Source organism: Pseudoalteromonas sp. BSi20439 (genome assembly GCF_000241165.1).
Classification (GTDB): Bacteria; Pseudomonadota; Gammaproteobacteria; order Enterobacterales; family Alteromonadaceae; genus Pseudoalteromonas.
In genome coordinates, this window is record NZ_BADW01000036.1 from 1 (window position 1) to 24,224 (window position 24,224).

20 protein-coding genes and 2 pseudogenes are annotated in these 24,224 nt (G+C 39.4%); 13 read left to right on the top strand and 9 right to left on the bottom strand.

Features of this window, described 5'->3' with window-relative positions; translation table 11 throughout:
- Nucleotides 1–511: pseudogene (locus P20439_RS03100) on the top strand (peptidase M56 BlaR1); the annotation flags it as partial.
- Nucleotides 512–576: 65 nt separating this feature from the next.
- Here the strand turns inward: P20439_RS03100 and bcp are convergent.
- Complete coding sequence (gene bcp, locus P20439_RS03105; RefSeq protein WP_008112979.1) at nucleotides 577–1,053, bottom strand: thioredoxin-dependent thiol peroxidase; 477 nt, start codon at nucleotides 1,051–1,053, stop codon at nucleotides 577–579.
- Nucleotides 1,054–1,063: 10 nt separating this feature from the next.
- Complete coding sequence (locus P20439_RS03110; RefSeq protein ID WP_008464556.1) at nucleotides 1,064–1,597, bottom strand: glycine cleavage system protein R; 534 nt, start codon at nucleotides 1,595–1,597, stop codon at nucleotides 1,064–1,066.
- 354 nt (nucleotides 1,598–1,951) lie between these two features.
- Here P20439_RS03110 and bamC point away from each other — a divergent pair, with 354 nt between their 5' ends.
- Together bamC and P20439_RS03120 are read left to right on the top strand one after the other, a co-directional pair.
- On the top strand, nucleotides 1,952–3,010 hold the full coding sequence (gene bamC, locus P20439_RS03115; RefSeq protein WP_008112982.1) for an outer membrane protein assembly factor BamC: 1,059 nt from the start codon (nucleotides 1,952–1,954) through the stop codon (nucleotides 3,008–3,010).
- Nucleotides 3,011–3,075: 65 nt separating this feature from the next.
- Entirely contained in the window at nucleotides 3,076–4,464 is a 1,389-nt protein-coding gene (locus P20439_RS03120) for a YjiH family protein (protein ID WP_008112984.1), read from the top strand.
- Nucleotides 4,465–4,496: 32 nt separating this feature from the next.
- Here P20439_RS03120 and P20439_RS18115 read toward each other — a convergent pair whose 3' ends face one another.
- Together P20439_RS18115 and P20439_RS03125 are read right to left on the bottom strand one after the other, a co-directional pair.
- Nucleotides 4,497–4,646: a DUF2897 family protein gene (locus P20439_RS18115; protein ID WP_008464558.1), complete on the bottom strand. Its 150-nt coding sequence runs from the start codon at nucleotides 4,644–4,646 to the stop codon at nucleotides 4,497–4,499.
- An 84-nt stretch (nucleotides 4,647–4,730) separates the two neighbouring features.
- Entirely contained in the window at nucleotides 4,731–5,267 is a 537-nt protein-coding gene (locus P20439_RS03125; protein ID WP_036932802.1) for an acyloxyacyl hydrolase, read from the bottom strand.
- A gap of 246 nt (nucleotides 5,268–5,513) precedes the next feature.
- Between P20439_RS03125 and P20439_RS03130 the strand changes: the two genes are divergently transcribed.
- Together P20439_RS03130 and P20439_RS03135 are read left to right on the top strand one after the other, a co-directional pair.
- Nucleotides 5,514–6,107, top strand: coding sequence for a phospholipid-binding protein MlaC (locus P20439_RS03130; RefSeq protein WP_036932808.1), 594 nt, complete (start codon nucleotides 5,514–5,516; stop codon nucleotides 6,105–6,107).
- 210 nt (nucleotides 6,108–6,317) lie between these two features.
- Nucleotides 6,318–7,655, top strand: a complete 1,338-nt coding sequence (locus P20439_RS03135) for an ankyrin repeat domain-containing protein (protein WP_008464561.1) — start codon at nucleotides 6,318–6,320, stop codon at nucleotides 7,653–7,655.
- Between the two features lie 63 nt (nucleotides 7,656–7,718).
- On the opposite strand, the gene P20439_RS03140 is transcribed toward P20439_RS03135, so the two are convergent.
- The 5 genes from P20439_RS03140 to P20439_RS03160 are packed head-to-tail and all read right to left on the bottom strand — an operon-like array spanning nucleotide 7,719 to nucleotide 11,239.
- Entirely contained in the window at nucleotides 7,719–8,171 is a 453-nt protein-coding gene (locus tag P20439_RS03140; protein WP_008464564.1) for a DUF2069 domain-containing protein, read from the bottom strand.
- Entirely contained in the window at nucleotides 8,168–8,722 is a 555-nt protein-coding gene (gene wrbA, locus P20439_RS03145; protein ID WP_008112996.1) for an NAD(P)H:quinone oxidoreductase, read from the bottom strand. The genes P20439_RS03140 and wrbA overlap by 4 nt, the downstream gene beginning before the upstream one ends.
- Complete coding sequence (gene arsC / locus P20439_RS03150; RefSeq protein WP_036932810.1) at nucleotides 8,722–9,069, bottom strand: arsenate reductase (glutaredoxin); 348 nt, start codon at nucleotides 9,067–9,069, stop codon at nucleotides 8,722–8,724. The genes wrbA and arsC overlap by 1 nt, the downstream gene beginning before the upstream one ends.
- Before the next feature lie 55 nt (nucleotides 9,070–9,124).
- A complete protein-coding gene (locus P20439_RS03155) occupies nucleotides 9,125–10,582 on the bottom strand; it encodes a M48 family metalloprotease (RefSeq protein ID WP_008464570.1) in 1,458 nt (485 codons plus the stop codon).
- Nucleotides 10,583–10,594: 12 nt separating this feature from the next.
- Nucleotides 10,595–11,239, bottom strand: a complete 645-nt coding sequence (locus P20439_RS03160) for a hypothetical protein (protein WP_008464571.1) — start codon at nucleotides 11,237–11,239, stop codon at nucleotides 10,595–10,597.
- 143 nt (nucleotides 11,240–11,382) lie between these two features.
- On the opposite strand from P20439_RS03160, the gene P20439_RS03165 reads away from it, so the two are divergent.
- The 8 genes and pseudogenes from P20439_RS03165 to P20439_RS03200 all read left to right on the top strand — a co-directional run bounded on the left by P20439_RS03165 (nucleotide 11,383) and on the right by P20439_RS03200 (nucleotide 24,219).
- Entirely contained in the window at nucleotides 11,383–11,601 is a 219-nt protein-coding gene (locus P20439_RS03165) for a hypothetical protein (RefSeq protein ID WP_008464573.1), read from the top strand.
- A complete protein-coding gene (locus P20439_RS03170) occupies nucleotides 11,594–12,670 on the top strand; it encodes an AI-2E family transporter (RefSeq protein WP_008464575.1) in 1,077 nt (358 codons plus the stop codon). The genes P20439_RS03165 and P20439_RS03170 overlap by 8 nt, the downstream gene beginning before the upstream one ends.
- Nucleotides 12,671–12,779: 109 nt before the next feature.
- A pseudogene (locus P20439_RS03175) lies at nucleotides 12,780–15,031 on the top strand (aminotransferase class V-fold PLP-dependent enzyme).
- A 310-nt stretch (nucleotides 15,032–15,341) separates the two neighbouring features.
- Nucleotides 15,342–16,988, top strand: a complete 1,647-nt coding sequence (pgi, locus tag P20439_RS03180; RefSeq protein ID WP_008464579.1) for a glucose-6-phosphate isomerase — start codon at nucleotides 15,342–15,344, stop codon at nucleotides 16,986–16,988.
- Between the two features lie 236 nt (nucleotides 16,989–17,224).
- Complete coding sequence (gene zwf / locus P20439_RS03185) at nucleotides 17,225–18,697, top strand: glucose-6-phosphate dehydrogenase (RefSeq protein WP_008464581.1); 1,473 nt, start codon at nucleotides 17,225–17,227, stop codon at nucleotides 18,695–18,697.
- 3 nt (nucleotides 18,698–18,700) lie between these two features.
- Entirely contained in the window at nucleotides 18,701–19,411 is a 711-nt protein-coding gene (gene pgl / locus P20439_RS03190) for a 6-phosphogluconolactonase (RefSeq protein ID WP_008464583.1), read from the top strand.
- 577 nt (nucleotides 19,412–19,988) lie between these two features.
- Nucleotides 19,989–22,607, top strand: a complete 2,619-nt coding sequence (locus P20439_RS03195; RefSeq protein WP_008464588.1) for a TonB-dependent receptor — start codon at nucleotides 19,989–19,991, stop codon at nucleotides 22,605–22,607.
- A 76-nt stretch (nucleotides 22,608–22,683) separates the two neighbouring features.
- Nucleotides 22,684–24,219, top strand: a complete 1,536-nt coding sequence (locus P20439_RS03200; RefSeq protein WP_008464590.1) for a tryptophan halogenase family protein — start codon at nucleotides 22,684–22,686, stop codon at nucleotides 24,217–24,219.
- Nucleotides 24,220–24,224: the final 5 nt, after the last annotated feature.

Below are 24,224 nucleotides of genomic sequence, written 5' to 3' on the forward strand. Positions count from 1 at the left end.
TGCAAGAGATACACTTTCAGGTTTTGAAGAGGGCGAAATTAAATTAGAAAGTTATACTTTACTGGTTCATGTTTATTCTAAACTTGAACAATATGAAGATATTTTAAGTGCTTACGAAACATGGTATCCAGCAGGAAGCAACCCGCCATATTTTACGAAAAACTCACTTGCTCATGCCTACATACAATTAGCTCGTTATGAACTGGCTATAGCTGAGTTAGAGGGGTTGTCTAAAGAGCTTGACGGTAACTTACACGAAGGGTCGGCTGGAAACTTAGCATTAGCTTATATTTATGCAGCAGATTACGACAATGCATTAAATACACTGCAACTAGATAGTTTAGAGGGAAGTGCTTATGGTGATGTTTTAAAATACTACATTTACGATAAGCAAAATAATCAAACAAAAATGGCGGAATTGAAAGGACGTTTACCAGCAGCCTTTGCGGTAACACCGGCTCTACTTCCTCGAGTAGGTATTCCACAATCACCGTTATTAGCTAAATTATAAAAAAGCAGATATAAAAAAGCGTTGCCCTTGAGCAACGCTTTTATTCTTATCTTGTTTAGCCTTTATTAAGCAGCTAAATAGTCCAACACCACTTGGTGGTGATCTTTGGTTTTAAACTTATCAAATAAGTGTTTAATTTTACCGTCTTGGCCTACTAAGAAAGTAAGGCGGTGAATACCATCATATTCTTTGCCCATAAATTTTTTGTAGCCCCACACCCCAAATGCCTCAGCAATGGCATGATCTTCGTCAGAAAGTAGGTCAAAGTTAAGCTCTTTTTTAGTTTCAAAGTTTTTAAGGCGCTTAATTGGGTCTGGGCTTATGCCAACTACATGGGTGTTAAATTTAGCAAGCTCGGCTTGTTGATCACGCAGGTTTTCGGCTTGTACGGTACAGCCAGGCGTTGATGCTTTAGGGTAAAAGTATACCAGCACTTGTTTTTCTTTTAATAACTCACTGAGCACAACAGTTTCGTCATTTTGGTTTTGTAAGCTAAAAGCCGGTGCTGTGTCGCCACTTTGTAATGGGGTAATTTTGTTCATGCTAAACTCCTTAGCGAATACGTCGAAAGATGTAATCTACGTTTAAAACGTGCGAAAGGTTTTCAAAACTAATTTTAAATTGGTCAATGTCAACGTCAACGGGAATATTAAATTCAAGTTCACAGCGCATTTTAAGTTCAGTTTCTTCTTCGTAGGTATCTGATTTTAATGAGCAAATATTAATATTATTATCGGCAAAAAAGCGTGTTACTTTACTCAAGGTGCCAGGGGTGTCTATGCCAGTGTATTCTAGGGTGTAGCCTGCACAAAACTCGCTTTGATTATGGCTTGAAGTGCGTTTCATCATAGTAAGCAGGCCAAGCTCCATACCTTTGGTAGGGAGTGTATGCTCAATACGGCTAATGGCTGACATATCACCGCTAAGTAGCATAATAAAAGTAAGTTCGTTGCCTAAAATAGCAATGCGACTATCTATTATATTACAGTGGCAATCACTGACGAGTTGCGTAAGCTCACTAACGATGCCCGATCTATCTTCGCCAATTGCGGTTAAAACAATTTGATGATTTGAAAATGCAGTCATGGGTTTTAAAGTACCTAAGTTACTTGGATGATAACAACCGACTTGGCAACAAAAAATAAACACGTAGCGTTGCACGGCGGCAAAGTTTAACACAAAATCCGCGTTAAACTACAGTGACGGTTAATTTTAGGCGGTTAATAGTGCAGTGTTTCTTGTTTTTACAAGCTTGTGAAAGTACCATAGCAAAAATGTGTCTATTTGTAGCCTAGTCTGTCGGTCATCTTGTTGGCTTAATGCAGTTAGATAAGCAAATTATAAATGTAAAGTTAATATTGATTTTACACTGAACCAAATCGGTATTACCCACTCATATATTTGTTAAAACAATTAAGGGTATGCTAAGGAGAATTATCTGTGCAGTATTGGATCCCAAAAGCACTAGCAGTAAGTGTATTGGTAAGTTTGTCAGGGTGTAGTGTATTTACGAGTGATGCCCATAATGAGCGTAATTACCGCGCTCATGAGCCGGTTAAAACACCTGCTTCGTTATCACAACCCGCTCAAGATCCTGTTTATAAGATGGATGTGGGTCAATATGATAATAATCCGGAGGCAACAAACTATCGCCCGCCGGCGCAAGTGTTAACCATTGCTAAAGGCAGTTGGGTTGAGGAAGCAGATAAACAAGCACGTATTTATTTTGATAAAAATGATGGCATTGACGATTTAGATGTATTCATTTGGGACTCGATTCAAGCAGTGCTTGCTGATAACAACATTAGCGCGACACAACAAAACAAAATGCAAGGAACACTAGAAACAGATTGGTACGCCATTGTTAAGCCAGAAGAAAGCTGGTTATGGGGCGATGATGAAAGTGTTGATTTAGAACGTTTTAAATTTACTATTGAAGAAAAAGAGCATCAACGTACGGCGTCTTTAACCGCTGAGCTTATTGATTTCAAAGGTGATAAGCCTCTGACTGATTTATTAAAACAGCAGCTAGAAGTGCGCGCACTTAACCAAGTTGTGAGTGAGTTTGATTACCGCTACCGTCAACTTGAAGTTGATATGCGTAAGCGCCAAGGAATAATTTCATTAGAACTTGGGTTTGATAACAAAGGCAATGCAGCACTTGTTACTGAGCAGGCTTACGATACGGTATTCGATCGCTTTTCTGGATTCTTAGAGCGCTTATCTTTTACTATTGTTGAAATAAACCAAGAGACAGGTTTAATTACAGCAGATTATGCGAAAGTAGAAAGCAGTGTGTGGGATTCAATTTGGGGCGATGAACCAACAGAGCTTCCAATTGATGAAGGTCAATACCAAATTTTGGTTAGCAAAACCAAGCAAGGTGGCACCAGTCTAACGTGGATGGATGACAAAGGCGAAACGCTTGAACCAGGTACCATGAATGGTTTGCAACAAGCATTAGAAGCGGCGTTAATTAAGCGCGGTATTAAAATTTAATAATTATAAATATTTACCATGAAAAGAGCACTTAGCTCTTTTTGTGGTTTTTACAGGTTGAAAATATGTCTCAGTTAGATTCATCACGCCCAGCACCCGTTCAAAAAAGTTATGATTTGAAAGTGTGGTTGGTTTTTTTAATTCCTTCTTTAATCGGTGTGTTTTTGTTTATGACGCCAGTACCGTCTGGTGAAATAATGACTATTCCTATCGCGGTAATGGCCAAGGCAATTCAAGCCTCATTCAGTGAAATAGCGCTAGGGCTAATAGCTACCATTATTTGTATTACTGGCGTTATGTCGCTGGTGTTTAGTGTCTTTAAACCGAAAAGCTTAACCAAATTTCGCTTATTAAATCATTTGTTTAATGTGAGTTGGATTTGGTTAGTAACACGGTTGTTTGGTATGGCGTTTGTGCTTTTAACTTATTTTCAAGTTGGGCCGCATGCTATTACCTCAGAAAATACTGGCTTGTTAGTATTAAAAGATTTATTACCGGTGTTGTTTTCGGTGTTTATTTTAGCGGGCTTATTACTGCCGTTATTACTTAATTTTGGTTTACTTGAGCTGGTGGGTACCTTACTTACTAAAGTAATGCGCCCATTGTTTGGGGTGCCAGGGCGCAGTGCAGTTAATTGTGTTGCTTCATGGTTAGGTGATGGTAGCGTGGGTATTTTAATGACTGCGCGTCAGTATGAAGATAAATATTATACTCAACGTGAAGCTGCGATTATTGGTACCACTTTCTCTGCTGTATCAATTACCTTTTGTTTGGTTGTTATTGGCCAAGTAAAGCTTGAATACTTATTTGCACCTTTTTACCTAACCGTGTGTTTAGCGGGTGTAGTGGCCGCAATAATTGTTCCGCGTTTACCACCACTGCGTTTTAAAAAGGACGTGCTTATTGATGGTGAACAACCTGATGGCAACGCCGAGCTAGTCCCTGAAGGCAAAACATTATTTAAGCATTCACTTGATGTTGCATTAACTAAAGCAGAAAAAGCACCAGGCTTAAAAGGCACAATTGAAGAGGGCTTACACAACGCATTTGATATGGTGTTTGCAGTATTACCTGTGGTAATGGCTGTGGGTACATTTGCTTTAATTATTGCTGAGTACACTCCGATATTTCAATATTTAGGTATGCCGTTCATTCCATTTTTAGAATTACTACAAATACCTGAAGCTGAAATGGCGGCGCAAACGATTATGGTGGGATTTGCAGATATGTTTATTCCGTCTATTTTAGCCGCAGGCTCAATTGAAAGCGATGTAACACGTTTTATTATTGCGGCAATGAGTGTAACGCAACTTATTTATATGTCTGAAGTGGGCGCACTTTTATTAGGTAGTAAAATACCAGTTAATATTTTTGAGTTATTTGTTATTTTTATTCTCAGAACTTTAGTAACCTTGCCAGTTATTGCCTTAATGGCGCACTGGTTAGTTGGCTAAGTAATGATTTAAACGAAAAAAGCCCTGATTATTCAGGGCTTTTTTGTTTCTTTGTCTTGCGTTGATGAAATTGATACTGAGGGTTTAAACTCGCTTTTTGCACTTAAGCGCAGCAGTGCTAAATTGCCGATAACAATAGCCAGTACAATCGAGATAACGATTACGATTTGCCAAATTTGCATTACGATGCTCATATTTTTTATTAAGCGGTTATTATGACCACATTAAATAAAAGCTGCAATATTTTGAGTGTTTATAACGGGTGTTTAAAACCGTTGCGCTACCGATAAAGTTAAAAAGTTAATCCCTGGGTTAGGTGCTTTAAACCCAGCGTTTGAATAGTGAATAATTCGCAGCGCTACATTGGTTTCACCAAAATCCGCCACTAGACCTATTCTGTCTTCAAACTGGTAGTGAGTACTTAGGTTTTTATCGGCAAAATAGCGCTCATCAAGTAAGGAAAAGCCAATACCAGCCTCTACATAAAATGGCGTGTTGTTTAGGCTAAATGCTGGGAACTGCACTACTGGCGAAACAGCTAACACCAGGTTTGATTGTGACTGTTGATCATGGCGGTAATGCCACAGGTTAATGCTGCTTTCAAGGTAAAAGCGGGCATCACCCACAAAGTTTTGCGCACCCTTGGGATGATATTGATACGCAAGCTTTACTCCAGTTACATTGCCTTCGCCTTTTAATAAGTCTACAGCGTAGCCATGGTTTGGTGATGCATAGGCTGCATGAGTTGTCAGTAAAAATAAACAAAAAACAATAATAGAAATCATATTATATGAGGTTTTCATAATGGCCAACTACGGGGGAAATTAAATTAGTAATTAAATGATAAGGGCGGTGAATTACTGTTTTCAATGAGGACAAAAATCCGCTTGTAGATGGCTTGTTAACTGAACACTTTAACTGATTGAATTTATTTAACTAATTATATTGGTGCTAATTGGGCATTAATAAGGTGCTTATTTATGCCTTTTTTGTTGCCTGTTATTTGCGTAAATTACGCTAAACTTAATTATTTAAACTATCCATTTATTATGAAACTTATAAAGCTTTTAGTGGTTGTTGCTGTTTTTTTCAGTAGTGCTTTGTATGCACAAACTCAGCCGTCACCTAAACAATTATTGCAAACTGTAGCCGAATCATTATTTAACGATATTGGGCAGGTAAATGCGCAAGGTAATGCCAGCAAAGAAGCGATGTCTTTAATTGTTGAGCAGCGTTTGATGCCACATATTGATATTAAGTTTGTGTCGTTTAAATTATTAGGTAAACATATTAAAGGTATCAACCGCGAGCAGGGAGTTGCGTTTATTGGTGCGGTGGAACATTACTTAACGGGTACTTATGCGAGTGCACTAATGAAGTATACAGGGCAAGATGTAATATTTGAGCAAGACGCCGCTGCAAGCGACTCTAAATTTGCCACTGTTAAAACGCAAATTATTGAAACTAATAAACCCACCATAGATCTGCACTTTAAACTGCGTTTGGGGAATGATCAGCAATGGAAAGTATACGATATTGTTGCTGAGGGAATTTCGTTACTCAGTGCTAAGCAAAAAGAGATCATTCAACGAATTTCTGATGTGGGATTAGACCAAGTCACAGCAGAACTTCAGCAAAGTTAGTTCCTTTGCAATTAAAAGCTCCAACCGTAAAAGCAGCTAATGGCGTATGTCGTTAGCTGCTTTTGTATTTTGGCCTATATTGCATGAGTTTACGCTAGCTTGGCTACTTAGCTGTGTTAGAATATCAGCCTATTTGATTAAGCGTGGTGTCAGCTAAAAACTGTTATAACTGACCACTCACCCGAGCTACACTGGAGTTGTGTTGTTTTAATGGAAAATGTACTAATTTGGCCAAAGGAATACCCGTTATTGGTCAAAGGGCTGGTTGAACAAAACGGTGCCTTCATTTTAGATGCTTTAGAAGCTTGGCCTGCCTGTCGCTCTACTGAAGAAGATGATGGTGTATGCACCACGGTTTTGCCCCCAATTTATTATTTAACCTGGTTAACCCCCTTAGAGCCGTTCGAAGAATGTTATTTTCAGCATATCTGTGAATATGATGAAGATGCACAAGTCTATATTGCTGCACTTAAAGAGCATTATTTTGCCAATGATTACAGTATAGAAAATATTGTTTTAATGTTATGTCAGCGACTTGAAAAATATGCAAGTGTATCGGCACAAAATAATATCGAAACGCCGCTTTCATTAATCAGTCTTTTTTTTAGTAAACGTTTTTTTACTTTGATAGAACATGCGCTTGAACAGGGTGCTAAGCTGTCAGCTGCAGATACCTTATCTATTTGGCAAGAGGTCGACTTTAGAGAGCGTTTAAGTGCGCATATTCCTCAGTCGATTGCAGACATTGAATATTTAGCAGAGCTTACTAGCGAAAAGGTAGCTGCAGGCAAAGATTACTTTACTTTATTAACTCAGGTTTCGCCTGATGTTGATTCTATTGTGTTGTTAGAAAATGCCTTACTCGCCCATTTAAACAAGAAAAAAGCTAAGCAAACCATGGCTATGCGCTTTATTGAACAAGGTGCGACGGGTACCTTGACCGATGAAGATAACAAAACAGCATTTATGTGGGCTGCAGAAAAAGGCTATGTAAATGTAGTAGAAATGCTCCTGCAATACCAAGATAAAAAAGCCGTAGACATTAAAGGTAATACAGCGCTGCATTACGCGGTGATGAGTAAAAATGAATCGTTAATGATTTTACTGCTTAAAGCAGGGTATGATTTTAGAGCGCGTAATAACGACGGATTAAGTTGTTACCGTTTAGCTGTAAGCATCAAAGCCAGTAACTTAGTTAAATGCCTTGAACGTGATTTTGGTATTAAAGAATTATCGCCAGAAGGGCAGTTAGATCGAATTAAAAAAGTGCATGTATTACATGCGGTTGTGGCTTTATTGTTACCGCTACAGTTGTTTTTCTTTTTTGATGAAAATATCACTATAAAAAGTGAGCTCACTCTTTTTATGACCATGACGGCGGTGGTGTGTTTTTTCTTTGCAACAAATTTAAAGCGCTGTTCGTTGTATCCGCACGTAAAGCACCCTTGGGGGTTGTTTTTATTAAGAATGATGTCGGTTTTTAGTCTGGTAGCGCAGCTAGGTTTAGCGTGTATAGTGGGACTAGCAGCTTTAAGTGAGTTAGTTTAACCACTTACTTAATTATAAAAAAACGCGCTAATAAAGCGCGTTTTTTATGTTCTGAGCTGATAGCTATGAGTTGTTTTTATCGTGTTCATGCGCTGCTTTTTCTTCAGCAAGTTCATCTTTAAGCTTACGAATTTTAAGTCCAAGCTCTTGTCCTCTATGGCGTGCATAGTAAGTACAGCCAATAAACATAGATGAGGCAAATAGTAACTCTAGCAATACCCATACTAACTCATCTTGAGCAACCCATAGCAATGTAAAACCATGAATAAAATAAAACATAACAATGAAGTTAGCCCATGCATAGGTGTAGGTTTTATCTTGTAGTATGCCTTTTAAAGGTAATAACAGAGGTAGCACATAGACTAAAAATAGAAAGGCGTCACTGTGACCCTCTCTCGGTGCTAACACAAACATCCATAGTGGCATTAAAATAAGCAGGCCAAAATAACCAAATAGGGCTAGGCGCTGAAATTTTACGGTCACTGGCTTTTTAGCAGACTCGCTATTTTGGGTCATTTAAGTTTACTCGCTACTTGAGTCAAGCGTTTGCCTACGCTTTGACATATTTTAATTTCATCTTTACTTAGGGTAGAGCTGTTACTGCTGCCTGCTACGTGGGAAGCGCCGTAAGGTGTGCCTCCTGTCTCGGTGCCAAGTAACTCTGGTACATCGTAAGGTACCCCCATTAACATCATCCCGTGATGCAATAACGGCAGTGATAAGTTTAGTAGGGTTGCTTCATTGCCCCCATGCATACTACTCGATGATGAGAACACACAAGCAGGTTTATCGATAAGTTGACCTTTAAGCCAAAGATCGCTGGTGGTTTCCCAGAATGTCTTTGCTTGTGCGGCCATCATGCCAAAGCGGGTTGGCGTACCAAACGCAAGCCCATCACAGGCAACTAAATCGTCTTTACTGATCACAATGTCATGCGGGTTTTTAGCTACAAACGTACGCAGCAAGGCGGTTGCGCCTTGTTGTTCTATTGATTCTGCTATTTCATGCGCCATGGCTTCTACCGAGCCATGGCTTGAGTGGTACAGCACCACGATGGTTGTGCTCATTATAGAACGCTTAATACGTTTTCAGGCGGGCGACCTAGTGCTGCTTTATTGTTATTTACTACAATAGGGCGCTCAATTAGTTTTGGGTTTTCGACCATAGCGTCAATAAGCACCGACTCGCTATTTTCATCTTTTAAATTCAGTGCTTTATATTGTTCTTCTTTGGTGCGCATTAAATCTCGGGCCGAATTAAACCCCAGTTGAGAAACTAAGGTACTAATTTGCTCATGAGAAAGCGGTGTTTTTAAATATTCAACAACACTCGGTTCAATATTTTTACTTTGCAATAGGTTAAGTGTTTCACGCGATTTTGAACAACGCGGATTGTGGTAAATAGTAACTGACATAAAAGGTGCATCCAAAGTATAAATTGCGGCTATTTTAGGTGAACTCAGCAAAGACTTAAAGCCTTGCAAGCTCTTTTTGCAATAACCGATATTGTGTGAGTAACGCTTTTAAACGCTGTTGTTTTACATTTTCACTAGGCTCTACAAAATTAAGCGCTTTTTGTATTTCGTCAGCGGCTTTTAAATATGCGCCATATTGCGATAACACATCGGCGTTAGCTTCGTGATATGCGGCTAATTTTTCTTGTTTTTTATAGGCGTCGGTTAAAAGCTGTTTACCTAAACTGTGATCTGGTTTTTCTAATAAAAACGACTTTAGTGTGTTTTCAGCTAACTCATATTGCTCAGCTTCTAACGCGGCGTTTGCATAATTTAAAGTGATTACTTGGTTGTTTGGCCGATAGTTATTTAATTCACTTAAGTAACTAACTGCGTCAGCTGCTTTTTTTTGTGCAATTAGCAAGTCTGTTTTTGTATCAATATAAAATAAGTTTTTAGGATCGCTTGCCAATAACTTATCCAGGATAAGCTGTGCTTCATCCGTTTTCTTCTGATCAACTAAGCTAATCGCTAAACCATACTGTAGTGCTACGTTATTGTAGGTATTTTCGCGCATTAACTTTCTAAATAAGGCCTCTGCGTTTTCGGGTTTGTTATCGTAACGTGCCAATACACGGCTTTTTGCTAAGTTAAAATCCAGGCTTGAACCTATCTGGCGTTTTGGATATTGCTCGGCGCGTAAGCGTACATCCGACACGCGGCTTTCAGGAAGTGGGTGAGTCAGTAAAAATGCAGGGGGTTTATATTTATAACGAATTTGCGCTGCAAGTTTAGTTAAAAATTCACTGGAAGCTCGGGCATCAAATCCTGCATTATTAAGAGTTTGCATACCAATTCTATCGGCTTCTTGTTCGGCCGAACGGCTATGGGTGAGTTGGCTAAATGCCGACTGTGTTTGGCTGGCTGAAATTATCGCCATGCCTGCATCTGGGGCTACAACAGCTGCTAAAATACCGGCTATCATACCGGCAATAGTAAGACCGCTATTGTCTTGCTGTTGCTGAATGCGCCTTGCAAGGTGGCGCTGTGTAACGTGCGCAATTTCGTGACCAAGCACTGAGGCAAATTGACTCTCGTTATCGGCTTGAGCAATTAAGCCCGTGTGCACACCTACATGACCGCCATAAAATGCAAAGGCATTAATTTCGGGGTTATTTAACCAAAAAAATGAAAAACCAAAGCGCACATCATTGGCATTCGCAACTAACTTTCGGCCTAAAGTTGTTAGGTATTCATCAAGCACCGGATCGTTAATTAATGGCGAAGAGCCTCTGATCTGCATCATCATCACTTCACCAATTGCTTTTTCTTTTTCGAGCGGCAAAGCTTGCAGTGCAGACGTGCCTAAGTCGGGCAATTGAAGATTTGTTTGTGCCTTTAACGGCTCACTTATTAGTAGGCTAAATGTAAGCACTGCACTGCATAAAGTGATAAAGGCTGATTTTAGCTGCATTATATTCCTTGTTTATTTTTTATCAGGGGCACTAGCTGTATCATCTGTGTATAAACGGCTGTCCTTTTCACATAGTTGATAAAACGCCTTAATTGAGACCCCATCAACCTTAACAATGTTCAATTGAGTTTGTAAAAAAGCAATAATCTTATGAACCACTTTATGGGAATGTAATATAAGCGCTTTGTCTGCTTCATCGCCTTGGTCTAAGTAAAAGCCAATAAATTTATGTAACTGATTAATGCGAATAACGGTTTTCATGGTCAATGGATCCCACAGTATAAACTCCATTGACTCATCATGTCGTGCGTATCTATCGATGGCAGTATCATGAGAAAAAGGGAACGCTTGTAGTTCAAAGCCGCGCTCTGTAAATACCTGATGCAATGAAATTCGTGGCTTGTTATTGCTCTCTTTCTCAAAAAGCTCATTAGGGTCTATGCCTAACGCCTTGAGGTTCCAATTGCGCTTGTCGGTAATACGCTTTATGGCATTATCAAATCCATGATCAAAAATGCTTTCACACTCGCTTACTGACGAAGCTACTAAGTGATAAAAATGCGGCAGCTCCCCCCAATTAATTTGTTTTTTAAACCAATTAATTTCTTTGAGAGTTGGATTGCTAGGCAATTGCGCTTTATTATGCGAATTAGACATTAACGTATCCTTTTAGCTAACTATGCTATAAGGATAAACCATTGCAGAGGTTGTTTTAAGAAAAAGTTAAATTTAACTGCGGTTAATCTTAATTAGCCCAGGTATAGGACTTATTATTAATGTGAACAGGTAGCGAAACGAGTATGCTAGAGCTAGATTTGCGCGCTTATAAATGCCCACAGCAATTTATTCAGTTTAAATTAGGGCTGCGTGAGGCAATATCGTTAAGACAAGCAATTACCTTTAATATCTCAAGCGAGCAAAACACAGACGATATTGAACGATATTTGCAAAAAAAAATGTATTATTACAAGTTAAATAAACAACAATCGTTGTTATTAGTGGAGCCGTTGCGTGTTTGAATATGTAAAAGCATGGTATGAAAAAAAGTTTTCTGATCCTAATTCAGTTACTTTACTTTTTTTATTATTGGCACTGGTTGCCATGTTGTACTTTTTTGGCCCATTAATTGTGCCTGTGTTAGTGGCACTGATCATTGCTTATTTATTAGATTGGCCCGTGGTTCACTTGGAGCGGTTTGGCTTAAAGCGCTTTACCGCTTCTAGCATAGTGATGCTTATATTTATTGGTATTATGCTTACTTTAATACTAGTTATAGGCCCGGTGCTTTGGCAGCAAAGTAGTAACTTAGTACAAGAAACCCCGCATATGGTAGAGCAAGGTAAATCGTTTTTACTCGACCTACCAGCTAAATACCCCAGCCTTATTAGTGCGGAGCAAGTGCAGTCTATTGTGGTAACGGTAGAAACCAAAGTGTTGGAATTTGGCCAAGTGGTGCTGTCGGCATCGCTCAATTCATTAAAAGATGCTGTTGCGTGGTTGATTTATCTTATTTTAGTACCACTACTGGTGTTTTTTATGCTTAAAGACAAAGTAGAGCTCAGTGCCAGCATTGCTAAACTGATCCCGCGCCAACGACGCTTAATTTTGCAAGTGTGGCATGAAATGAATCAGCAAATAATGAATTATATTCGTGGCAAAGTTTTCGAAATTTTAATTATTGGCTCGGTGTCTTTTATTGCCTTTACTGTATTGGACTTACGTTATGCGGCTCTGTTAGGTGTATTAGTTGGCTTTTCAGTACTTATTCCGTTTGTTGGCGCCGCGCTGGTGACTATCCCTGTGGCGGCGGTGGCGCTGTTTCAATTTGGTTTAGAAACACAGTTTTGGACCATTTTAATTATTTACGGCATTATTCAAGCGCTTGATGGTAATGTGTTGGTTCCTTTGTTGTTCTCTGAAGCGGTTGATTTAAATCCGGTGTTTATTATTGTCGCCGTGTTATTTTTTGGTGGGCTGTGGGGCTTTTGGGGCGTGTTTTTTGCCATTCCGTTAGCATCATTAGTAAAAGCGCTGATCAAGGCGTGGTCATCCACACATGAAGAACTCGCACAAGAGCTCGATAACTAAAAAAGCATAGTAAACGCATCCTTAAAACTAAAGATTATTATTCATTCCTATTAAAACTATGTATTATTGGGAATAAGATATTATTTTTTAGTAATAAGGTGCGTTTTTAATGTCAGATTTTTTATTGCCAGATAAACCCAATGATCAAGTTTATCTCGATGCGAATGCGACCACACCTGTATTGCCATGTATTGCAGAGGTGGTGTGCCATGCGATGCAAATTTGCTTTGGTAATCCCTCAAGCCCCCATATAACAGGCATTCAAGCGAAGCACTTATTAGAACAAACTAGGCAAAAAGCGCGCAGCGTTATTGGCGCGCAGCAAGGCGATATTTTATTCACCTCGGGTGCTACTGAAGGTATTCAAACTGCTATCGTATCAACGCTAATTAACGCCAAAAATCACATCAAATCTAAACCGGTTTTATTGTACGGAGCAACTGAGCACAAAGCGGTACCTAATACGCTAAAACATTGGAATACCGTACTTGAAATTAACGCTGACATTATTGCTATACCGGTTAACCGTAATGGTATTTTAGATTTAGACTTTATTGCTCAGCATATTGATAATGCCCTGATGATTTGCACTATGGCTGTTAATAACGAAACGGGTGTGTATCAAGATCTAAGTGCTATAGAGAAGGTGATTCGTAGTCGAAATAGCGATGTGACTTGGATGGTTGATTGCGTACAAGCACTGGGCAAGCAACAACTTAACCTAAGTGAAACAAGTATCGATTATGCGCCATTTTCAGGGCATAAACTCTATGCACCCAAAGGCATCGGCTTATTGTATATTCGTCAAGGTAGCCCATATACGCCGTTTATAGCTGGCGGTGGCCAAGAAAGTGGCATGCGCTCAGGTACAGAGAACCTGCCCGGTATTGCAGGGCTTAATAAGCTGTTTAGTTTGCTGCTTGATAAACAAGACGATACTTTTAAATCAACAGATGTACTTAATTTGTATCGCGATAAACTGCATAATGCCTTGGTTGATACCTTCGGCTCTATTACCTTTAACCATGATTTTGCTTGTTCTGTGCCTACAACGTTAAACTTTGCAGTTAATGATTTAACCAGTAAAGAAGTTATTGATTTATTTGATGCTGCCGGTATCAGGGTGAGCGGTGGCTCAGCTTGTAGCACGGGGGCAACCCAAAGTTTTGTACTTGATGCGATGGGAGCCTCAAAATGGCAAAGTGAAAACGCGATTCGTTTATCATTTGGACCTGCCGCCACTATGGCGCAAATAGACTATGCATGTGAGCAAATTCGCGCACTCAAAACGGTATTACAAGCAAATTGCTTGGTTATTTCTGATAGCAGCCTTGTGGCCCAAGAAGTGTGTGCTTTGGGTCTTACCCAATTTAGACATCAAGGTGCTTGCAGTTGGTTGTATGTAGCTGACGATCAACAGGCATTTATTATTGACCCGATTATTGAACTGATCCCTCGCTTTGAAAAAATAGTGAATACGCAAAATTTAACTATTACTGCTATTTTAAACACGCATGAGCACCAAGATCGTCACTGTGCACTTGATTTAATGCGCAGTGCACTAAAAGAAAATCTAGTTGCTGGCGAAGTTGATCAATTAGGTTGGCCTATTAACTGCGAACAGTTGCAACTAAACGAGCATGTACTTGAAAAATTAGCGACGCCTGGGCACAGCCAAGATAGCGTGAGTTATTTATTAAACGCTAATAATGGCGATGTGCAGTACTGCTTTTGTGGTGATTTAATTTTACCTGCAGGGCTTGGTAATACAGTACTTGATGGGGGAGATGCAATGCAAATGGCGCATTCCTTGACGATGTTAGCAGCAGAGCTTAATCCGCAAAGTGTGGTGTGTTCAGGGCATGATTACCAACAGTGTTTTGCCATGAATTGGGCTGTGCAACAGCAGCAAACACCTTTATTAAAAGCGCTTATTAAAGGTGATATCAGTCATGCTGAATTTGCCGTGCAAAAACAACAAGCCGATTCACAACAGGCCCGAGTAAATTCGCTTTGTGGCTATGTTAATGCAAAGCCTGCGGTAAACACTTCGCAGCTTAGCTTTAATCAAGCAAAAGACATGCTCTTACATGATAATGTGTATTTAATTGATACCCGAGAACCTTATGAGCATGGCGCAAACAATATAAGTGCATTGCTCAATGTTCCCGAGGCTAAAACTTTAAATATCCCCTTAAGTCGAATGGCCTATGCACTTACCCAAGACCAACTAGATAAAAAAATCAATATATACTGGTGTGTCGAAGTGGGAACCGTTCAAAAATTGCGGCAGCAAATTTAATTGAACTTGGTTATAGCAGTGTTTTTAACTTATCAGGTGGTTTAGCATTGACAGGCTGATACTCTAATAAAGGAAAAAGGCCGACATGTGTCGGTCTTTTTTTTGTCTGCTTCAATTAGAAATTAATAAAATCTTCATTGTTCAGAGGGGTTGAACTGTTGTTAATTTCAATTTTTAATTTTATGATACCGGTGTCAAAAGCAAAAAATTGCGCTATCATCTGCATCAAAGCTTATAAAAATAACGCAATTTAGACTATTTAAGCTATAATATTGGGCTTTGCTTTTTACAAAAACCGCTTGTTTAGTGTCGTAAAAAATAAAATAAAACGCTTAAAATCAATAGATTAATTAATTAGGGGATATTTACATGGCGAGCCGTTCTGAGTTAGTAAGTTGGCAAGCACTAGAAAATAGTGCACAAAGGATGACACAAACGCATCTGAAAACTTTATTTGCACAAGACGATTCTCGTTTTTCTCAATTCTCTACTCAAATTCCAGGTGTATTGTTTGATTACTCAAAACAACGTATAGACGAAAGCGTATTTGCCCAATTAATTTCATTAGCGAAAGAATGCGACATTGAAGCCTGGCGTGAAAAAATGTTTGCCGGTGAGAAAATAAATATCACCGAAGACCGTGCCGTATTGCATACCGCACTTAGAAATCGCGCTCATACACCGCTTATTGTTGACGGCGAAAATATTACAGAAGCGGTCGATAGTGAACTTGCCAAAATTAAGACCTTTGTTGAAAAAGTGCGTAGTGGCCAATGGCTAGGTTATACCGGAAAAGCGGTAAAAGATGTGGTTAGCATTGGCGTTGGTGGTTCAAACTTAGGGCCACAAACGGCAACAGAAGCACTTAAAGCAGTGGTTGATAAGCCATTAAACGTTCACTATGTTTCAAATGCAGATGGCGTACAAATTGCGTCGGTACTAGATAAAGTAAACCCTGAAACCACGTTGTTTGTAATTTCGTCCAAAACATTTACTACCTCAGAAACCATGACTAACTCAAAAACAGCGGTTGATTGGTTTTTAGATAGTGCAAAAGATGACAGCGCTATAGCAAAGCATTTTGTTGCAGTAAGCACCAATTTAGAAAAAACCGCTGCATTTGGTATTAGTGACGAAAACGTATTTACCATGTGGGATTGGGTTGGCGGTCGTTTTTCTCTTTGGAGCGCCATTGGCTTACCTATTGCACTTTATGCTGGGTTTGAAGCGTTTGAGGACATTCTAGAGGGAGCATTTGAAGTTGATGAGCACTTTAAATCGGCGCCGCTTGAACAAAATGTTCCTTTGCTTATGGCGCTACTTAGCATCTGGAATACCAGCTTTTTAGGATTTGATTCGCAAGCTATTTTACCATACGACCAGGCACTGCATATGTTGCCAGCGTATTTACAACAAGGTGAAATGGAAAGTAACGGTAAACATGTAACCTTTGATGGTCAGGCAGTTAACTACACTACTGTACCAATTATTTGGGGTATGACAGGAATAAACGGTCAGCATGCGTTTTATCAATGCCTGCATCAGGGTAATGTGATTGTTCCTGCTGATTTTATTGGCTCTGTAAAGCCGCAGGTTAACGTCGATAAGCATCACGATATTTTATTATCGAACTTTTTTGCACAAACCGAAGCACTAATGAACGGGGTTGATGCACAGCAGATAACGGCTGATCTAACAGCTAAAGGCAAAACGCCTGCACAAATTGAAATGCTACTTAAGCATAAAATTCACCAAGGGAACCGCCCAACAACGTCTATATTATTAGACACGGTTGATGCAAAAGCGGTCGGTCGATTAATTGCACTTTATGAACATAAGATTTTTTGTCACGGTATTATTTTACAAATATGTTCATTTGATCAGTGGGGCGTGGAGCTTGGTAAAGGCTTAGCATCTAAAATTGAAGCTGAATTAACTGATGATAAAGTGGTTAATGATCATGACAGCTCAACACAGGGCTTAATGGCGTACTACAAACAACACCGTACGCAGTAACATTTTCACTTATTACACAATAAGTAACCAAATACCTTTGAACGGGTAGCGCTGGAGTCCTAGGGCCTGTATTTTTGTGAGAGGAATTACAGTGTCCCTAGACCCATTTTTTAATCGCGCAGATAACTAACAACATTAGCAGGCCTTGCGCTGAGGTCTGCATTATCCAGATAATAAACCGCTATAACTGATTACCAATACGGTAGTGGCAGGTAGCATAAACGTAGAGAGTAACTATGCTTAATCCTTTTGATATTATAATTTTTGGGGGCGGTGGTGATCTTGCGTTACGCAAATTACTTCCTGCAATGTATCGAGCATATCAAGAAGGTAACTTACCGCAAGGCTCACGTATTTTGCCTACCGTGCGCGAACAAAGTAAATGCGATGAATACATCGATACTGCACACAAAGCATTACAAGAATTTTTAAGCGAAGGCGAATATAACGCAAAAGATTGGAAATCGTTCTCAGGCTTTTTAGTACCTGTAGTGAGCAATGTCACCGAAGCGGATGATAACTGGGATGTATTGAAAAAAATTCTAGATGAAGACGACAGCGATAAATCGCGAGTATTTTACTTATCTCTTCCACCTGCTGTTTATGGCACCTGTTGTGAAATATTATCAACTAAAAAACTAATTACTGCTAACTCGCGCGTTGTAGTAGAAAAACCGATTGGTTACTGCGGTGAGTCAGCCGAAGTGATTAATGCGAAAATTGCACAGTACTTCAACGAAGAACAAATTTTCCGTATTGACCACTACTTAGGTAAAGAAACGGTTCAAAACTTAATGGCCTTGCGTTTTTCAAATTCATTATTTGAGAACATGTGGGATGCTAAATCGATTGATAATATTCAAATTAGCTTGTCAGAAACGGTAGGGCTTGAAAGCCGTGCTGGTTTTTATGACAAAGCGGGTGCCTTACGTGACATGGTGCAAAACCACTTGTTACAGCTACTTTGTTTAGTGGCTATGGAGTCACCACATAAGTTAAACGCTAACAGCATCCGTAACGAAAAATTAAAAGTATTAGAAGCATTACGTCCACTTGAAGACACAGATGTTGATAATAATATTATTCGTGGTCAGTACGTACCTGGTGATTTAAACGGTAAAATAGTCCCAGGTTACCTTGAAGAGCTAAACGAAGGGGCGAGTAAAACCGAAACTTTCGTTGCTATTCGTGCGCATATTGATAACTGGCGTTGGGCGGGCGTGCCTTTTTATCTGCGCACCGGTAAACGCATGGCGAAGCGCTGCGCTGAAATTGTAGTGCAATATAAAAAAGTATCGCATAACGTGTATGAAGACAGCGTAGGCAATATTGAACCAAACCGTTTGATTATTCGCTTACAGCCTCAAGAAAGCATTCAGTTAACACTGATGTCAAAGCGTCTTGATAACTTAGATATGCAACTTGAACCTGTAACGATGAATATTGAGTTGTCACAAGCGTATAGTAATGGTTTCCATTCTGATGCTTATAAACGTTTAATGCTTGATGCGGCCGCTAATAACCCTTCATTATTTATTCACCGCGACGAAGTACGCCAAGCGTGGAAATGGATTGATCCAATTATTGAGCGTTGGCAAGAGAAGGGTAAACCTTCATTGTACCGAGCGGGTAGTTGGGGTCCTGAAGACGCTGATGATTTATTAGCAGAGAATAACCATGTTTGGTTTAACACCGGTGATAAGGCATAAGTAATGGCAACAATAGTAGAAAAGTTTTTTGACGATAAAGCCGCTTTAACTGATGAATTATCTCAGTCATTAGAGCAGGCCTTACGTGATGGTATTGAAGCTGATGGCCGTGCAGTGCTAATGGTTTCAGGTGGCTCTTCACCTGAACCTGCATACAAGCATTTATCAACCCTTGATTTAAACTGGGCTCATGTTGATGTTGCTATGGTTGATGAACGTTGGGTAGAGGCAAGTCACGAAAAGAGTAATGAAGCATTCATCAAGCGTACTTTGCTACAAAACCATGGTGCGGCGGCTAATTTTATTAGCATGAAAAATGCAGCAGCCACTGCAGAGCAAGGTGTTGATGAGTGTGAGGTGCAGTTTCAAGCATTAAAGCGTCCGTTTGATGTCACTATTTTAGGTATGGGTCCAGATGGACATACTGCTTCGTTATTTCCACATGCTCAAGGGCTAGAAAATGGCTTAGATTCAAGCCAACTTGTGTGCGCCATTAATGCAATTGAGAGTGATGTAACAGGGAGTATTACCGAGCGCATGAGCTTAACCCTAAATGCAATTTCACAATCTAAAGTAGTTAAATTACTCATTAGTGGCGATGAAAAGCTGGCTGTGTATAAACAAGCCTTAGCGGGTGGTGATGTGAATGATATGCCGTTACGTGCAGTACTAAACTATCCTGAGATCAACATTGAAGTATATTGGGCACCTTAATTTAGTCTAAACTAGCTGCTTTAAAACCATGTCGAATTGATGGGTTAATGAAAGGTCAGTCGCTTTTGCTACCGGCCTTTTTTATTGATGAGTTGTTTTCACTCTTGATTAATTTATACAACAAAGTGTTGTAAAAAATTTTGAAGTTTAAATATTACCCTAAAACTAAGTACCTTTTAAATCCTCTTACAACTCCCTAAAATCACTGAATAAATCTTTATTTATCAATTAAAACAATTAGTTATCACATGGTTGAAATTGAGCAATATAGCGTTTTAATCGCATCTGCTATCCGCGCAGTCATCTACTTTAAATACATTAAGTATAAAAAACGTCATTATTTACATGCTTGGTATGAAGAGTAATTACCAGTCGAACTCTACTTTTTCATGAAATAATTAATCACTTTTAAATCAATGGTTTAATTGTAAATGAGTTAAATTTCATACAAAAAGCGCGGAAAAATGTAGCAAAATTGTAATTTAGCATGTATGGTTTGTTACTACTATGACAGCGCTGTCATGGCGGTTAGGCAAAATGATAAACAAAACCAATAAAATGATTCGAGGGGAATCCTGTGTTAGCTAAAAATTTTAAAAAAAGCTTATTAGCAGTAAATATCGGCTTAGTTGTGGGAGCTGGGTTTACTGGTGCTGCATTCGCAGCCGATGAAGTTAAAGTTCAAGATGATGTTGAAGTTATTGAAGTACGCGGTATTCGCGCTTCAAATAAAGAAAACTTAAACGGAAAACGTTTTTCTAATGCTGTTGTCGACGTAGTAACAGCGGAAGATGTTGGTAAGTTTCCTGATGGCGATGTAGGTGAGTCTCTTGGTCGTATTTCTGGTGTCAGTGTATCTCGTCAGTTTGGACAAGGTCAGCAAGTATCAATACGTGGTGCTTCAGCACAACTTACACGTACATTACTTGATGGCCATACTGTTGCGTCAACAAGTTGGTTTGACCAACAAGCAGTAGACCGCAGTTTCAACTACTCATTATTACCTTCAGAATTAGTCGGTGGCTTAGAAGTTTATAAGTCGTCACAGGCTAATCTAGTTGAAGGTGGTATTGGTGGTACGGTTATCGTTAAAACACGTAAACCACTAGATTTAGAAGCAAACACTGTGTTTGCAAGTGTAAAAGCTGATTATGGTACAGTTTCTGAAGAGACAGATCCTGAACTTTCTGGCTTATACAGCTGGAAAAACAATAACGAAACATTTGGTATCCTAGCGGCAGGCTCATTATCTGAAGTAGATTACCAACGTAACGGTATTGAATCATCAGGTGGCTGGAGTGGCGGTATGGCGCCAACAACATTCCAACAAGCGCGTGAACGTACGGCGTACAATGTTGCCATGCAATATCAGCCGTCAGATTCACTTGTATTAGGCTTGACTTACACTAGCTTAGAGTTAGATGCTAATAATGCTAACTCGCAAATCATTATCTTCCCAGGTGAGGGCTCATGTGAGCAAGTTAACGCATCTGGTAACTGTGTCTCTCGCAACATAGATGGCACTGGTACTGCTTTTTTCCAAACATGGGCGCGTAAAGCAAACATGAAGTCTGATACTGTTGATTTAGACTGGCAGTATGATGCAGAGTCATTCACATTTAAAGGCCGTGTAGGTAAAACCAGTGCTGATAGTGACGTAACAACTGCAAACTATGGTATGTTTGCTAATAATAATAGTGACCTAAATGGTTCTATGGATATGACTGGTGATGTGACTAAATTTAATTTAGCAAACCAATCTTACGATGCGAGCATTTTACCTGATACCATCAGTCCGCAAACATGGGCGCCTGAATATAACCCTGATTCAGATGAAGAAAGCTACTTAAACTTAGATTTCGAAATTCCACTTGATCTTGGTGTGGTTACTGCTATTAAAACTGGTTTAAGATATGCCGATCATAAAGTTGTTCAAGATGGTAATGCTGCTATTGTAAACCCAGATTTAGTGCCTGTGCGAAATGCATCTGCATACTACCCTGGTACAGTGACTGCGGGCGGTGGCTTTGTTATACCTGAACCTGATATGGATTTAATGATTGCTGATTCATTAGCAATGACTGAAGGTTATACTGCACGCCCACAAGCTTATGGCACCATTGAAGAAGAAAATTTAGCAATCTATGCGATGGCTGATTTTGACGCAGGTGGTATTCGCGGTAATTTAGGTGTGCGTTACATCTCAACTGATATTTCGTCAGATTACTATGACTTAAGCGATGAAGGTGTTTACGATTCTACCTTATCTACAGATAAAGCAGATTACAGTGAGTTCTTACCAAGCTTAAACGTCGTTATGGACTTAGCTGATAACGTCATTTTACGTACCTCGGCAGCACAAGTTATTTCTCGTCCTAATTACGCTGACTTATTTGCAACGCGTAATCTAGCTGGCTATACAGATAATCGCCCTTTAAATGAAGTTTTAAATACTGGTAACGTTGGTTTAAGCCCGTTTAAAGCATTCCAAGCTGATATCGGTGTTGAATGGTATTTTGATGACGATGCAATGTTAAGCGTCACTTACTTTACTAAAGAAGTAAGTTCGTTTATCTCTACACAACAACAAACGAATCAACAAATTGGTATTGATATCCCAGTTTATACAACCAACCCAGATGCAGGCGAACCACCATGTGGCGCGCAGCAATATGACTGTTGGACAGTGAGCTCTTCTACCAATGGTACAGGTGGTTCAATTGAAGGTATTGAGTTCCAAATTCAAGATTCGTTTGATAACGGCTTTGGTTATTCATTTAACTATACCTATTCAGATGCTGAGGCTCCAGCAGAGAACTACCCGGACCGTGTTGGTGTATTTTCTGATTCATCGAAAAATAGCTACAACGTAGTTGGTTTTTATGAAAATGATGATTTTTCTGCACGTTTAGCATATAACTGGCGTTCAGAGTTTATTATTCGTGAAGCACCAGGTTGGTATGGTAACCGTGAGCATCAAGCCTACGGACAGCTAGATTTCAGTGCAACGTACTCTGTCACTGACTACTTAGATGTTACTTTCGAAGGTATTAACTTAACAGAGGAAGACAGTATTCAGCTTGGTAATAATGATGCATCAACATCATTACCAAACCCTGATCTACTCAATGACTTCCCAGTGTGGAGCTTTGAAGGTGAAGCACGTTATAAACTTGGTGTAACAATGCGTTTCTAATACGCTGAGTTAATAAAAGTAATCTAGGCCCAGCATTGCTGGGCTTTTTTACGAGATTAAACATCATTGGTGATTTATGAATATAAAAAAAGTGGCAATTTTAGGTGGTGGAACAGCTGGTTGGTTAGCTGCAAACCACATTGGCAAAGAGCTGCTGAAGCGCAAAGGTGTTTCAGTGACTTTAATTGAGTCACCCGATATACCGCCAATTGGAGTAGGCGAAGGCACAGTACCCGACATAAGAAACACGCTAAAAACTTTTGGTATTCGTGAAGATGAATTTATTCGCCAATGTGATGCGACGTTTAAGCAGTCGATAAAATTTGTTAACTGGATGGACAAGAAAAAGCATGGGGAAGGTAACTTTTTTCATCACTTGTTTGATGTGCCAAACCCCTACGATACTAAACATTTAACTCAACATTGGTTAAACGATAAGCAAAAATCAAAAAGTCATGCGCAGTATTTATCTTCTCAGCACGCTATTTGTGAGGCTGGTTTAGCCCCCAAAAGTATCACTAATGCCCAATATGAGGGCGAGTTAGCTTATGCGTACCATTTCAATGCAGGGAAATTTGCGCAACTGCTCTCGTGTAATGCAAAAGATAAGTTTTCGGTGTCTCACGTACATACCAATGTAACTCAAGTAAAGCTTGCTAATGATGGCACAATAGCAGCGTTAGTGACTGACAGCGAAGGTGAACTTGAATTTGACTTTTATATTGATTGTTCGGGTTTTGAATCTTTACTCATAGATAAAGCTTTAAAAGTCCCTTTCGTTGATGTGTCTGACACTTTACTTATTAATAGCGCCTTAGTTGTGCAAGTACCTACAAAAGAAGACGATGATATTCCGCCTTATACACTTGCTACCGCTCATCAAGCTGGCTGGATTTGGGACATTGCGCTCACTAATAGGCGGGGAGTGGGTTTTGTTTATTCGAATAACCACATGACCGATGAACAAGCACATGAAAAATTGGATCGTTACCTAGGGGCAAGTAAGCAAGGTCTTAGTTATAGAAAAATCCCCATGAGAGTAGGTTATCGTGAAAAGTTTTGGCATAAAAACTGTGTCGCGCTTGGCTTAGCGCAAGGCTTTTTAGAACCATTAGAGGCAACCTCTATTTTATTAACTGATTTTTCAGCGAAGTTTTTAACCCTACGTTTTCCATCATCAACTGAGCACCTTGAACAGTTAGAAACGCGGTTTAATCACGCTATGGGGTATGCGTGGGAACGTACTATTGATTTTATTAAATTGCACTACTGTATTTCAGATAGAACAGATTCAGCTTTTTGGGTGGCCAATAAAAGTGATGACACTATTTCTGAGTCATTAAAAGAAAAGCTTAGTTTGTGGGAAGAGTTCATTCCGGTTAGAGATGACTTTTTCAGCCAGTTTGAAGTGTTTTACTTAGAAAACTTTTTATTTGTACTTTATGGAATGCATTTCAACACTAAGGCACCGCCTTGTACCAGTGCAGAACATGAACACTGTTTAGTACGTTTACAACAACGAGCTGAGATAGATCAATACTTAATAAATAAGCTACCCAATCACAGAGCGCTTTTAGATAAAATTAAACAATATGGACTGCAGTCAATCTAATGATT

What these genes read in the sequence shown, in the direction of transcription:
- wrbA (WP_008112996.1), bottom strand. Translation starts at nt 8,722, where the DNA reads ATGAGCACAACCATCGTGGTGCTGTACCACTCAAGCCATGGCTCGGTA.
- P20439_RS03130 (WP_036932808.1), top strand. Translation starts at nt 5,514, where the DNA reads ATGAAACTTATAAAGCTTTTAGTGGTTGTTGCTGTTTTTTTCAGTAGT.
- P20439_RS03135 (WP_008464561.1), top strand. Translation starts at nt 6,318, where the DNA reads ATGGAAAATGTACTAATTTGGCCAAAGGAATACCCGTTATTGGTCAAA.
- P20439_RS03140 (WP_008464564.1), bottom strand. Translation starts at nt 8,171, where the DNA reads ATGACCCAAAATAGCGAGTCTGCTAAAAAGCCAGTGACCGTAAAATTT.
- pgl (WP_008464583.1), top strand. Translation starts at nt 18,701, where the DNA reads ATGGCAACAATAGTAGAAAAGTTTTTTGACGATAAAGCCGCTTTAACT.
- zwf (WP_008464581.1), top strand. Translation starts at nt 17,225, where the DNA reads ATGCTTAATCCTTTTGATATTATAATTTTTGGGGGCGGTGGTGATCTT.
- arsC (WP_036932810.1), bottom strand. Translation starts at nt 9,069, where the DNA reads ATGTCAGTTACTATTTACCACAATCCGCGTTGTTCAAAATCGCGTGAA.
- P20439_RS03125 (WP_036932802.1), bottom strand. Translation starts at nt 5,267, where the DNA reads ATGAAAACCTCATATAATATGATTTCTATTATTGTTTTTTGTTTATTT.
- bcp (WP_008112979.1), bottom strand. Translation starts at nt 1,053, where the DNA reads ATGAACAAAATTACCCCATTACAAAGTGGCGACACAGCACCGGCTTTT.
- P20439_RS03120 (WP_008112984.1), top strand. Translation starts at nt 3,076, where the DNA reads ATGTCTCAGTTAGATTCATCACGCCCAGCACCCGTTCAAAAAAGTTAT.
- P20439_RS03110 (WP_008464556.1), bottom strand. Translation starts at nt 1,597, where the DNA reads ATGACTGCATTTTCAAATCATCAAATTGTTTTAACCGCAATTGGCGAA.
- P20439_RS03155 (WP_008464570.1), bottom strand. Translation starts at nt 10,582, where the DNA reads ATGCAGCTAAAATCAGCCTTTATCACTTTATGCAGTGCAGTGCTTACA.
- P20439_RS03165 (WP_008464573.1), top strand. Translation starts at nt 11,383, where the DNA reads ATGCTAGAGCTAGATTTGCGCGCTTATAAATGCCCACAGCAATTTATT.
- pgi (WP_008464579.1), top strand. Translation starts at nt 15,342, where the DNA reads ATGGCGAGCCGTTCTGAGTTAGTAAGTTGGCAAGCACTAGAAAATAGT.
- P20439_RS03200 (WP_008464590.1), top strand. Translation starts at nt 22,684, where the DNA reads ATGAATATAAAAAAAGTGGCAATTTTAGGTGGTGGAACAGCTGGTTGG.
- P20439_RS03160 (WP_008464571.1), bottom strand. Translation starts at nt 11,239, where the DNA reads ATGTCTAATTCGCATAATAAAGCGCAATTGCCTAGCAATCCAACTCTC.
- P20439_RS18115 (WP_008464558.1), bottom strand. Translation starts at nt 4,646, where the DNA reads ATGCAAATTTGGCAAATCGTAATCGTTATCTCGATTGTACTGGCTATT.